At 41.9% G+C, this 12,265-nt stretch carries 10 protein-coding genes; 6 read left to right on the top strand and 4 right to left on the bottom strand.

From position 1 onward, the window contains the following. Window positions 1–47 precede the first annotated feature (47 nt). The 3 genes from B5X60_RS12970 to B5X60_RS12960 all read left to right on the top strand — a co-directional run bounded on the left by B5X60_RS12970 (window position 48) and on the right by B5X60_RS12960 (window position 3,470). Entirely contained in the window at window positions 48–1,724 is a 1,677-nt protein-coding gene (locus B5X60_RS12970) for a vWA domain-containing protein (protein ID WP_079703107.1), read from the top strand. 32 nt (window positions 1,725–1,756) lie between these two features. Next, window positions 1,757–2,488 (top strand): DUF4197 domain-containing protein, encoded by a 732-nt coding sequence (locus B5X60_RS12965; RefSeq protein WP_079703269.1) that lies wholly within the window; start codon window positions 1,757–1,759, stop codon window positions 2,486–2,488. Between the two features lie 238 nt (window positions 2,489–2,726). Further along, on the top strand, window positions 2,727–3,470 hold the full coding sequence (locus tag B5X60_RS12960; protein ID WP_079703106.1) for a DUF4197 domain-containing protein: 744 nt from the start codon (window positions 2,727–2,729) through the stop codon (window positions 3,468–3,470). Window positions 3,471–3,626: 156 nt separating this feature from the next. Here the strand turns inward: B5X60_RS12960 and B5X60_RS12955 are convergent, their stop codons facing one another. Together B5X60_RS12955 and pdhA are read right to left on the bottom strand one after the other, a co-directional pair. Next, on the bottom strand, window positions 3,627–5,366 hold the full coding sequence (locus tag B5X60_RS12955) for a pyruvate dehydrogenase complex dihydrolipoamide acetyltransferase (protein WP_079703105.1): 1,740 nt from the start codon (window positions 5,364–5,366) through the stop codon (window positions 3,627–3,629). Between the two features lie 36 nt (window positions 5,367–5,402). Next, window positions 5,403–6,398, bottom strand: coding sequence for a pyruvate dehydrogenase (acetyl-transferring) E1 component subunit alpha (gene pdhA / locus B5X60_RS12950; protein ID WP_079703104.1), 996 nt, complete (start codon window positions 6,396–6,398; stop codon window positions 5,403–5,405). A 249-nt stretch (window positions 6,399–6,647) separates the two neighbouring features. Between pdhA and B5X60_RS12945 the strand changes: the two genes are divergently transcribed. Next, the gene (locus B5X60_RS12945) at window positions 6,648–7,193 is read left to right on the top strand and encodes a C40 family peptidase (protein ID WP_079703103.1); all 546 of its coding nucleotides are present in this window, start codon (window positions 6,648–6,650) and stop codon (window positions 7,191–7,193) included. A gap of 59 nt (window positions 7,194–7,252) precedes the next feature. On the opposite strand, the gene B5X60_RS12940 is transcribed toward B5X60_RS12945, so the two are convergent. Beyond that, window positions 7,253–7,441, bottom strand: a complete 189-nt coding sequence (locus B5X60_RS12940) for a hypothetical protein (protein ID WP_079703102.1) — start codon at window positions 7,439–7,441, stop codon at window positions 7,253–7,255. Between the two features lie 93 nt (window positions 7,442–7,534). Here B5X60_RS12940 and B5X60_RS12935 point away from each other — a divergent pair, with 93 nt between their 5' ends. Then, entirely contained in the window at window positions 7,535–8,593 is a 1,059-nt protein-coding gene (locus tag B5X60_RS12935) for an endonuclease/exonuclease/phosphatase family protein (RefSeq protein ID WP_170878449.1), read from the top strand. Between the two features lie 172 nt (window positions 8,594–8,765). After that, window positions 8,766–9,704 (top strand): SPFH domain-containing protein, encoded by a 939-nt coding sequence (locus B5X60_RS12930; protein WP_079703101.1) that lies wholly within the window; start codon window positions 8,766–8,768, stop codon window positions 9,702–9,704. On the opposite strand, the gene B5X60_RS12925 is transcribed toward B5X60_RS12930, so the two are convergent. Continuing rightward, the gene (locus tag B5X60_RS12925) at window positions 9,701–12,205 is read right to left on the bottom strand and encodes a ligase-associated DNA damage response DEXH box helicase (RefSeq protein ID WP_079703100.1); all 2,505 of its coding nucleotides are present in this window, start codon (window positions 12,203–12,205) and stop codon (window positions 9,701–9,703) included. The two genes, B5X60_RS12930 and B5X60_RS12925, sit on opposite strands and share 4 nt — an antisense overlap. Between the last annotated feature and the right edge of the window lie 60 nt (window positions 12,206–12,265).

Raw genomic sequence — 12,265 nt, 5'->3', positions numbered from 1 at the left:
TATGGAAAATATCCTCATTGACCATCCCCTAAATAAAACCGAACGTAATGAACAACAGATATATTTTAATGCTATGTGCGCTTACCACTCTAACACTTTCATGTAATAAAAACATTCAAAAGAGTGAAGATGAAAATAAAGAACAAGTGAGTGAAGTAATCGCAGACGCACCTGATCAGACCAATATTGCCGGGCGTATCGCTGCAGCGGAAGCCCGGCAGCTTTCGTCCAAGACCAGGCACTATAGCCCTGCAGATTTTAACACCGAATCTTATAATGCTATTACTGAAAATCGCTTCCACGAAGCACGGCAAAATCCTTTATCGACCTTTGGGATAGATGTTGATGCAGCCTCTTACAGTAATATTCGCCGGTTCATTAACGGGGGGCAATTGCCACCTGTCGATGCAGTTCGAATTGAAGAAATGATCAATTATTTTGATTACGAATATCCGCAGCCGCAAAATAATGCTCCTGTGGCGATAATGACAGAGGTTTCTACCGCACCTTGGAACCAAAAACATCAGCTGGTAAAAATCGGTCTGCAGGCCAAAACGATAACATATGACAAGCTTCCTGCATCAAACTTTGTTTTTCTGATCGATGTGTCGGGATCAATGAATAGTGCCAATAAACTTCCCCTAGTTAAATCTTCTATCCGCCTGCTTGTTGATCAGTTAAGAGATAAGGATAGAGTTTCCATTGTGGTATATGCGGGTGCAGCTGGAGAGATTCTAAAGCCAACATCAGGTGAAAGCAAACAAACTATCAAAGATGCGTTAAATAGGCTGGAAGCAGGCGGATCTACAGCGGGGGGAGCGGGCATCGCGTTGGCTTACAAACTTGCACGGGAAAATTTCATTAAAGATGGAAATAACCGCGTAATTCTTGCAACAGATGGCGATTTCAATGTTGGTGCTTCAAGTGATGCCGAAATGCAGCGCCTTATTGAGAATGAAAAGAAATCAGGGGTTTACCTTACTGTCCTTGGCTATGGCATGGGAAACTACAAGGACAGCAAAATGGAAACACTCGCCGACAAAGGAAATGGAAATTTTGCTTACATCGATAATATTAGTGAGGCTAGAAAAACCCTTATTACAGAATTTGGTGGAACCCTTTTTACCGTCGCCAAAGATGTCAAATTGCAAGTAGAATTTAATCCGGCTAAGGTTAGCGCTTACCGGCTTATAGGATATGAAAACAGAATGCTGAATAAAGAAGATTTCAATAATGATCAAAAGGATGCCGGGGACATGGGTTCGGGTCACACCGTAACTGCACTATATGAAATCATACCTATTGGGGTTAAAAGCAGCTTTATCGAAAGTGTTGATGACCTCAAATATCAGAAGATGCCAGAGCCGAAGCCGACAGGGCAGGCTGCCGAGTTGTTGACCATCAAACTCCGTTATAAAGCCCCGGACAAAGACCAAAGTCTCCTGATTAGCAAATCAATTCCGACAAAATCAATTGCCTGGGAAAATACGAGTCCTGATTTTCGATTCAGTGCGGCAGTAGCCGGGTATGGAATGTTATTGCGAAATTCAGAATTCAAACAAAATACAAATTACAAATCGGTGCTGAACTGGGCGGAATCAGGCTTGGGAAAAGATAAAGAGGGGTATCGTGCTGAATTTCTCACTTTAGTGAGATCCAGCGGATTAATGGCAAAGGATTTGCTATCTATTAAAGACAAACTGATTATGGATTCCTCAAGGTAATGGCCAGTGGTTTCCATTTTAAACTCTGTAGTATGAAAACCCTTAAAATTACCCTGTCGGCATTTGTTCTTCTGTTTTTTGCAAGCTGCGACACGTTGAACCAGGCAGCGCAGGTTTTAGGCCAGACTGGCCTTGGAAATCCAACAACATCTGAAATTTCTATGGGTCTAAAGCAGGCACTTGAATTTGGAACATCCTCCAGCGCCGATAGATTATCTGCAACTGATGGATTCTTTGCCAATGCTGCCATCAAAATACTTTTCCCTGAAGAAGCTCAGAAAGTTGAACGGACGCTGAGAAGTGTAGGCTTGAACAAACTTGCTGACAATGTTATTCTAAGTATTAATCGTGCTGCCGAAGCAGCTGCTATAGAAGCTAAACCTATCTTCATCTCAGCAGTAAAAGGAATGACCTTTTCGGATGCGTCGAATATACTTCTCAGTGGTCAGCAGGATGCTGCTACATTATATTTCAAAAGAGTTACCAGTCAGCAGCTGGCAGACCGTTTCAGGCCGATAATAGAAAGCAGCCTTCAGAAAGTTGGAGCAACCCGCTACTGGGCTGATGCAATTAACGCTTACAATAAAATACCTCTTGTTGGAAAGGTCAATCCTGATCTTAGCTCTTTCGTAACAGCTAAAGCCATTGATGGTATTTTCTTTGAAATAGCCCAGGAGGAGCTTAAAATTAGAACCAGGATTTCCGCCAGAAGCACACCACTCTTACAAAAGGTATTTGCGTACGCGGACAGGAACAGGGTATAATAAAGACCTATAGAGTTCATCATACTACCAAGTAATGAGATCCTTCGTTCAGGTAGTAGTTTGAACGAAGGATCTCATTACTTGGTCGCTATTTGGCCCTAAGTATTATCAAAAGATTTTAAGCCTTTTCTGGAATTACACGACTATCCCCTCCTTAATCAGTTATCATATTATTTCGTATATATGCTAAACTTATACTTCGATTAAGTATAAGACGTTAATCCGTGAAACTCAGCATATGACACTCAGAATAACATATCTTTTCCTCGCAGCAATCTTAATCGCCAACAGTTCAAACGCCCAGATCAAAATACCGGGCGCCCTCAAACAAGCGGCGCAATCTCTTGGTCAGGGTGGTGCTCCAAGCCAGCTTGAAATAGGATCAGCTTTGAAAGAAGCCTTAGAAATTGGTGTAACTGCCGGTACCGCAAGGCTTTCCGTGCAGAATGGATTTCTGGGTAATGCTGCGGTTAAGTTACTTTTCCCGCCAGAAGCTCAGAAAGTTGAGAAAACACTCCGCGGACTTGGCCTTAATAAGCCATGTGATGATTTTATTGTGAGTATTAACCGCGCTGCTGAACTTGCTGTTCAGGAGGCCAAACCTATTTTCATTTCCGCATTAAAGCAAATGACTTTGCAGGATGCGACTAATATTTTGTTAAGCAAGGAAAAAAATACTGCTACGACATACTTTCAGCGCGTAACGAGCGACGCCTTAAATGCAAAATTTCAACCTATCATAAATGATGCTCTAGGCAAAACTGATGCTACCCGTTACTGGACTGATTTGAGTACCAGATACAATAAAATTCCATTGGTAACAAAGGTCCAAACTGACCTTACTGCTTACGCTACTCAGAAAGCAATGGACGGTTTGTTCTATGAAGTGGCACAGGAAGAATTAAAGATTCGATCGAATTCAGGGTACAGAAACACAGCGTTGCTGCAGAAGGTGTTTGGGTATGCTGATGGGAAGAAATAGAGTAGGATAGGTTTCAGCTGTCAGGTACCAGGCTTCATGTCGCATAAAATCTTGGGTAATAAAAAACTCCTTCAGTAGAAGGAGTTTTTTATTCAAGCATATTTTCTTATTTCGAAGGCTCGAAGCTCAAACCTGATACCTCATACCTGAATCCTATTACACTAAAAGTCTCACTGGTTCTTCCAGCAACGATTTTAACGTTTGTAAGAATGCAGAGCCTGTCGCTCCGTCAACCACACGGTGATCACAGCTTAAGGTTACTTTCATGACATTGCCTGGAACAACCTGTCCGTTTTTAACGACAGGAACCTGAGAGATACCACCTACTGCTAATATGCATGCATCAGGCGGATTAATGATTGCTGTAAACTCATCAATTCCAAACATTCCTAAGTTCGAAATAGTGAAAGTTGATCCTTCCCAATCAGATGGCTGCAGCTTTTTAGCTTTAGCACGCTGAGCAAAGTCCTTCACTTCCGCAGAAATATGTGATAAAGATTTCCCGTCAGCAAAGCGAACAACCGGTACCAAAAGCCCGTCTTCAACCGCAACTGCCACACCAATATTAACATGCTCATTGTAGCGGATCTTATCACCCAGCCATGAAGAATTCACATTCGGATGTTGTTTCAGGGCAATAGCTACAGCTTTTAATACGATATCATTAAAAGATATTTTAACTGAAGCAAATTCGTTGATTTTGTTTCTCGCTTGGATTGCACTGTCCATGTCAATAGCCATGGTAAGATAGAAATGCGGAGCAGTAAACAAGCTTTCTGAAAGGCGTTTTGCAATAACCTTACGCATCTGAGAAACTGGCTTCTCGCTATATTTTTCCTCACCGATAAACTGAGGAATGGTAACCGCAGTCGCACCTGTAGAAGCAGGCTTGTCTCCCGATGGAGCAACAGCAACCGGTGCAGCTTCAGCAACCTGTTTGGTTGATGGAGTGAACCCTTCAATATCTTTCTTAACTATTCTTCCGCCTTCTGCACTTCCCTTAACCTGTTCTATATCGATTCCCTTGTCTTTTGCGATTTTACGCGCAAGCGGCGAAGCTTTCACCCGCGAGGATGAATCACTATGAACCTCCTGCTTTTCCTCCCCCTTTGCGGGAGCAGCTGCAGTTACTTCAGCGGCTTTTGGCTCAGCCGAAGTCTCGGCCGGTTTCGTGGCTGCTTTAGGACCAGTTCCACCTTTCAGGAAAGGTGTAACGTCGGTGCCTTCTTTACCAACGATTGCGATTATACCATTTACTTTTGCTGCCTGCCCTTTTTCTACGCCAATGTACAACAACGTACCTTCTGCATAGCCGATAACTTCCATCGTTGCCTTGTCAGTTTCTACATCTGCAAGTGCATCATCACTTTTAACTTTATCACCAACTTTTTTATGCCATTCAGCAATAACACCTTCAGTCATTGTATCACTCAAAAGGGGCATTCGGATCACTGTTGCACCTACCGCAGCAGCGGCAGCATCTGGATCGCCCCCGTCGGCTGAAGCTTCTTCAGCTTTTGCCGGAGTTTCGGCTTTTTCGGCCGAAGCACCTAATGCTTTTTCAGCTTCTTCTGGTTTTTCAGATTGTTTGGCAGGCTCTTCAGACTTTGCAGCCGGCGCATCAGCTGCGCCATCAAGAGCAGATTTATAGTCTTCTCCCTCAGCACCAATAACAGCAATAACGGAGTCGACAGGTGCGGCTGAGCCTTCTTCCGCTCCAATATATAATAAAGTACCTTCCTGGTAAGATTCAAAGTCCATGGTAGCTTTATCGGTTTCGATCTCAGCCATCAGATCACCGGATTTCACTTTATCACCAACTTTTTTATGCCATTTCGCGATAACACCTTCCGTCATCGTATCGCTCATTTTGGGCATTTTAACTACTTCAGCCATCTTTATTCCAGATTAGTATTTGAATATCATTAATAATTAGTCGCGGATATATGGATAATCCGTCTGCACGTAAACATCCTTATAAAGTTCGGCCGGCTCAGGCCAAGGAGACTCTTCAGAAAATTTCACTGACTCGTCAACTATAGCCTTAATTTTTTCATTTATTTCTTCAAACCATGCCTCATCAGCATATTTCTTTTCTTCAATTGCAAGTTTTACTACTTCAATCGGGTCTTTTGCTTTGTAACCTTCTAATTCCTCTTTGGTTCTGTACTTTGCAGGATCAGACATTGAATGGCCCTTGTAGCGATAAGTTCTGATTTCCAGGAAAGTTGGTCCGTCACCGCGACGTGCACGCTGAACAGCTTCGTCCATTGCATTATGAACTGCTACAGGATCCATACCATCTACAGGTGCACATGGCATATCGAAGCCTAACCCAATTTTATAAATATCAATCATATTGGTTGTACGGGCAACCGACGTTCCCATAGCATACCCATTATTTTCACAAACAAAAACTACCGGCAGCTTCCATAACATAGCCATATTGAATGTCTCGTTCAGCGCTCCCTGGCGAACCGCTCCATCACCCATATAAGTAACACAAACTGCGTCTGTACCATTATATTTTTCAGCAAACGCAATACCAGCTCCTAAAGGAATCTGACCACCGACAATTCCATGTCCACCGAAAAATTTCTTTTCCTTGCTGAACATGTGCATCGATCCACCTTTTCCTTTTGAACAACCGGTAGCTTTACCGTATAACTCAGCCATCACTTCATTCGCTCCCATACCTTTAGCGAGAGCGTGTGCATGGTCACGATAAGCCGTGATCATAGAATCGTCAGGACGTAATACAGACATTGCCCCAGCCATGACGGCTTCCTGGCCTATATACAAGTGGCAAAAGCCTCTAATTTTTTGTTGTCCGTAAAGTTGTCCGGCTTTTTCTTCGAATTTCCGCATCAATAGCATTGATTCGTACCATTGAAGGTAGGTGTCTTTGGTTATTTCTATTGCACTCATTCCTGATGATGTCTGTTTTGTTTATCCCTGACAAGGGACGACAAATCTAACCATATCTTCCTAAAAAAAGAATAGCATTATGGGTTTGTTACTCTGTATTCCGTACTTTTCAAGTGTAAAAAAGTGTTAAAATCTAATTTTCTGGTTGCATTTTAAAACTAATTGTCCTACTATTGTAACATTCTGAGAATTTAGGAGTAAAAGAGGCGTTAGTAGTCTTATTGTTTAACTATAACGAAGAGGGATAAAATGGGGAAAAAAGTAATTGTAGCTATGCTACTTATTCTTTCTATTGTGTCAGGTCAGGCACAAACCAATAATAAAGATCAGAAACCAGGGCAAAAGATCGAGGACCCGGATAACCTGGCAACAGAATACTTCTCTCAGATCATGGGAGTTGCACTTTCCGCAACATCAAATCTAAAACTTTATCAATTTGTGTACGATTGGATCGGAACACCTTACCGTTTGGGAGGAGTTTCTAAAAAAGGAATCGATTGTTCAGGATTTGCATTCGAATTATACAATAAAGTATTCAGTACGTTAATCGGAAATAATTCAAGAAACATTTTCAGCATGGTCAACCCAATCAATAAAGATCAGCTGAAAGAAGGAGATCTCGTATTTTTCAAAATAGGAAGCCGTTCTATCACCCATGTAGGTGTGTATATGGGAAATAACAAATTTGCACATGCGTCAAGCAGCAAAGGAGTTATGATCAGTGATCTTGATGAAAGCTACTGGAGAAGATATTATTACAAAGGCGGACGTCTTCTTGCTTCCTTAAGAGATTAATCCGGAATACATAATGATAAAAGCAAAAGCACCGTACTTTTTTTAGTACGGTGCTTTTTTTATTTAGCTACGTCGGTAGTATTTTTTACGAGTCCTATTCCTGTGAAGAAGAAAATTATTCCAAGAACAGCAAACACGATCAATGATTTGGCTCCCTCAGAGTTCTGTACAAACCCAACGGCAGCATAGATTAGTCCTATAATACCTAAGATGGTAAGTATAGTCCCGAAAGTTCTTTTTACATTCATGGTTTCTATTTTAGACTTTTATAGCAATTTACCTGCCACCGGAAAACATTTTACTCCTAAGTGGTATTGTAATGTTTTGTTAACACAATTATTTTGGAAATATCTAAAAGCCTGATTATCGGCGTAGGCTACCTTGTCATCATTGTTTCGCTCGTTCCATTGGTTAGAAAAGATCACTGGGCGTTTAGGGTATGCGAGTATCCAAGGCTTCAGAAGCTTTTTATCAATCTTCTTATCCTCGTTACGCTGCCCTTAGTTTTTGGGGTCGATACCTTATCTGATCAGATTATTTGTGTGCTACTTGTGCTGAACGCCGGGTATCTCTTTTCTCAGGTATTTCCGTTTACTCCACTAGCCAAAAAGCAATTACTAAACGTTGGGAAACGCCAGGTTGACAGACAAATTGGTTTATTTATCGGAAATGTTTACCAATATAACAGGAAAGCAAGCGAATACTTGAATACTATTAAGACTAAGAACCCAGATGTTATAATGTTGGTTGAAACGGATAAATGGTGGGCGTCGGAACTGGAGTCGTTACAAAAAAAATATCCCCATCAGTTACTTGTACCTTTGGAAAATACCTATGGTATGATGTTATTTTCAAAGCTTAAATTACATGACGGAAAGGTTAAATATCTTGTTGAGGATGGGATTCCTTCCGTGCACACAAAGATCGAACTGCCATCCGGTGAAATGATAAGTTTCCACGGCCTGCATCCCACGCCTCCTGTTCCACAGGAGAACCCAAGGTCGACGGAACGCGACAAAGAGATTTTGCTCGTTGGAAAAGAAGCTAAAAAAAGTAAACTGCCGGTGATTGTCGCCGGCGACCTGAATGATGTTGCCTGGAGCTATACTACCGATTTATTTTCAAAGATTAGCGGACTCCTCGACCCGCGAAAGGGGCGTGGATTTTTCAATACCTTTCATGCAAAGTATTTCTTCCTCAAATTCCCTCTGGATCATGTATTTTGTTCAAACGACTTTACACTTGTCGACATTAAAAGAATGCCAAATTGTGGATCTGACCACCATCCCATGTACATTAAACTGCAGTATACTCCTGAGGTTGAAGCTAAACAGGAGGAGCCAGAAGCAACTGCTGATGAAAAGCAATTGGCAAGCAAGAAGATAAACAAGGCCACTTAGATCGGACCTAAGCCAATCAAATAATTCGGATTTTCTCTATTCATGTTACAGGGCGGCTAGTCAGGGAGTTCCTGCATGCATCCTGTAACATTCGATCCTCTAATAGGTCTATGTAATATCAATTACTGGCCACTTAATTAAATCTTGCGTATATTCAGTAAATTTTATCACCATGTATACTAACTATATCCTTGTCTTTATTGCCCTTGTCATTCTGTTTAGCTCCTTCGTAACTGTGCGACAAGGTACAATTGCGGTGGTCACAATTTTTGGCAAATACCGCAGGCTATTGAAACCGGGACTGAATATGAAGATTCCTCTGATCGAGGTAATTCATTCGCGGGTTTCTATCCAGAACCGTTCTGTTGAATTGGAATTTCAAGCTGTTACCATTGACCAGGCGAATGTGTATTTTAAATCAATGGTGCTTTATTCGGTGAATAATCCTGATGAAGAGACTATCAAGAATGTAGCCTTCAAATTTATAAATGAGCAAAATTTTATGCAGGCGCTCATCCGCACAATTGAGGGAACCATCCGGTCATTCGTTGCGAGTAAAAAACAATCTGAGGTATTGAGCTTAAGAAAGGATATTGTAGATCATGTAAAAGATCAAATTGATACGGTATTGGAAAGTTGGGGTTATCACCTGCAGGATCTTCAAATTAATGACATTACGTTTGATGAAGTTATCCTAACCTCAATGAGTCGCGTCGTGGCGTCTAATAACCTAAAGGCTGCCGCAGAAAATGAGGGACAGGCTTTGTTGATCACGAAAACCAAAGCCGCAGAAGCGGATGGTAATGCTATAAAAATTGCCGCCAACGCAGAGCGTGAAGCTGCACAATTACGTGGGCAGGGAATTGCCTTGTTCAGAGAGGAAGTTGCAAAAGGTATGACCCATGCTGCAAAAGAAATGCAGACTGCGGATCTGGATACTTCTGTAATCTTATTTACTATGTGGACTGAGGCTATTAAGCATTTCGCTGAAAACGGAAACGGAAACGTCATCTTCCTTGATGGCTCTTCCGATGGCATGAAGCGCACCATGGAGCAGATGATGAGCATTAACGTGATGGATACTATTACTGATAAGAAGAAAAAATCTTAGTCCTTCTCGTACATAAGGGTCATCTTTGCAACACGTTCTTCCAGAGTTTCAGTAATTAACTTTTCCCTACCAAGGCTATCAACAAGAATTGGGAATGCAAAAGGGGTAGGACGTTTACTTTCTGTTATGACGACCTTCAATTTTTGCAGTCGCTGCAATGCTGCGCGAAGCCGAAACTCTTCGAGTTGGAATTGCATCGCTTCATGATAAGCTTGTCTGACCAATACGTTATCGCTTTCATATTCGCTAAAAACCTCGAATAAGAGAGATGTAGATGCCTGGAGATGCTTGCTTTTCATGGATTTCCCTGGAAATCCAGTAAAAACAAGACCGGCAATGTGAGCAATATCGCGAAAGCGCCTGCGTGCCATTTCGTTAGAATTCAGACTCTTTTGAATATCTTCAAGAAGATTCTCGATAGAAAACAATCCATTCTCCAATGCTTCATCAAGTCGAATTTCATCATCCGTTAGAAGTTCAAACCCATAATCATTCATCGCTATCGAGAAATTCGCCTTTTTGATCTTTGAAATTCGGTAGGCAAAAAGTGAAGCCATCCCTTCATGCACCAAGCGACCTTCAAACGGATAAAAAAATAAATGGTGCCCGTCTCTGGAGTTGAACTTCTCAATTAGAAACTCTGAGCTAAGAGGAACTTTGGATAGTTTTGCCTGAAGTTCAAATAATGGTTTTAATGCCTTCACCTCAATATCCAATCCTCTGGAGCTTTTCATTTTCCCATCTTTCCCAGCATTGATAAGGGTCCCCACTTCATCCAGTTTATCCCGAAGCTTGGCCGATAATTGAGAAGATAAAGGCATCCTGCCGCCCATCCAGCTTGGGATTACACCTTTTTTCTTTGAGGACTTTCTGACGAAGGCAGTCATGTCTTTAATTTTGACCAGTTCCAGACTTCGGCCGGCAAACCAGAATGTATCACCAATCTTTAACTTTGATATAAAATATTCTTCGATAGATCCCAAGTAACCACCAGTTAGAAATTTGACACGTATACTCACATCACCAACAATGGTTCCCATACTTAATCTATGATGCATAGCCACTTTTCTGCTGTTAACCTTATACAGACCGTTTTCAATTTCAACTTTTAAAAATTCATCATACTGCGATAATGTTTTACCACCTTTTGTGATGAATTCCAGCATCTGACCAAAATCTTTGTACTCTATGTCTGTGTATGAATAGCTGGTTTTTATTTCGCGAAATATTTCCTCAGGCCGGAAACCGTCTGAAACAGCAAGCGTAACAAGATATTGCATCAGGACATCCATGGCAAGCAGAATTGGATCACGACTTTCGAAGATTTCGTCGGTGATTGCCTGTTTCAATGCCGCTCCTTCCAACAGTTCCATCGAATGAGTTGGTACAAACCACGCTTTTGATGTGGCGCCCGGATGGTGCCCGCTGCGACCTGCACGCTGCATAAACCTCGCAACTCCCTTTGGGCTTCCTATTTGAACAACAGAATCGACTGGCCGAAAATCTACTCCCAAATCAAGACTGGAGGTGCAAACAACAAGACGAAGCATTTCATTATGCAATGCATTTTCTACCCAGTTTCGGAGTTCGTTATCCAAGGAACCATGATGCATGGCCATAACTCCAGCGTATTCCGGATATTTATCCAAAATTGCCATATACCATATCTCAGATTGAGAACGTGTATTAGTAAAGATTAGTGTCGTTTTACTATTAGCGACAATCTCCATTACCTGAGGCAAGAGTTTTATTCCAAGATGTCCGGCCCAGGAGAATTCTTCAATATTCTCAGGAATTACCGATTCGATTACAATTTTTTTGTCTTGCTTCGCTCGAACGAGCTTGACTTTTGAGGGGTCGAAGTCGGTGCCCAACAAAACTTCGGCTGCTTGTTCGAGGTTACCAATAGTGGCCGAAATGCCCCATATTTTAAGTTTCGAAGGTTCGGGATAATTAAGGTTTTTCAGTCTCGACAAAGCAAGTTCAATCTGCACCCCCCGCTTACTGCCGAGCAGCTCATGCCATTCGTCGATAACAATAGCCTGCAAATTTTCAAACAACTTAGGATATTCTTTTTGAGCGATCATAAGATGAAGGCTTTCCGGAGTTGTCAGTAATATCTCTGGTTGTTTTCGTCTTAATTCCTGCTTTTCCTTTGCCGAAGTATCACCGGTGCGGCTGCCAACTTTCCAGGGCAGATCAAGATCATCAACCACTGACTGCATTGCTTTACGGATATCATTCGTCAGAGCCCTTAGCGGCGTGATCCACAAAAGTTGAAGGCCGTTATTTTTACGAGTTTGATAATCTTTGGGGTGTTTATTGATATAGTCGGCTACGAAAGGAAGAAACATTGCAAATGTTTTTCCACTCCCCGTCGGGGCATTTAACAATCCCGAGTAACCCTTCAGAAATGCCCGCTCCATTTCCTTTTGGAAAGGAAACTGCTCCCACTGCTTATAGTTAAACCAATCGGAAATTATCTGCTGTCCCGGAGTCATGCTGATTACAAACCTGAAGAGGGAGAAATAGTTTTTAATAAAAAACCCCGCACGTGCGGG

The sequence above is a fragment of the Daejeonella lutea genome (assembly GCF_900168015.1).
GTDB classification, from domain to species: domain Bacteria; phylum Bacteroidota; class Bacteroidia; order Sphingobacteriales; family Sphingobacteriaceae; genus Daejeonella; species Daejeonella lutea.
The sequence above is the reverse complement of the archived record's forward strand: the minus strand, read 5'-3'. Positions and strand labels throughout refer to the sequence as shown.

Excerpts from the sequence above, each read along its gene's own strand:
- pdhA (WP_079703104.1), bottom strand. The coding sequence starts at position 6,398 with ATGAGTGCAATAGAAATAACCAAAGACACCTACCTTCAATGGTACGAA.
- B5X60_RS12945 (WP_079703103.1), top strand. The coding sequence starts at position 6,648 with ATGGGGAAAAAAGTAATTGTAGCTATGCTACTTATTCTTTCTATTGTG.
- B5X60_RS12960 (WP_079703106.1), top strand. The coding sequence starts at position 2,727 with ATGACACTCAGAATAACATATCTTTTCCTCGCAGCAATCTTAATCGCC.
- B5X60_RS12955 (WP_079703105.1), bottom strand. The coding sequence starts at position 5,366 with ATGGCTGAAGTAGTTAAAATGCCCAAAATGAGCGATACGATGACGGAA.
- B5X60_RS12930 (WP_079703101.1), top strand. The coding sequence starts at position 8,766 with ATGTATACTAACTATATCCTTGTCTTTATTGCCCTTGTCATTCTGTTT.
- B5X60_RS12965 (WP_079703269.1), top strand. The coding sequence starts at position 1,757 with ATGAAAACCCTTAAAATTACCCTGTCGGCATTTGTTCTTCTGTTTTTT.
- B5X60_RS12970 (WP_079703107.1), top strand. The coding sequence starts at position 48 with ATGAACAACAGATATATTTTAATGCTATGTGCGCTTACCACTCTAACA.
- B5X60_RS12940 (WP_079703102.1), bottom strand. The coding sequence starts at position 7,441 with ATGAATGTAAAAAGAACTTTCGGGACTATACTTACCATCTTAGGTATT.
- B5X60_RS12925 (WP_079703100.1), bottom strand. The coding sequence starts at position 12,205 with ATGACTCCGGGACAGCAGATAATTTCCGATTGGTTTAACTATAAGCAG.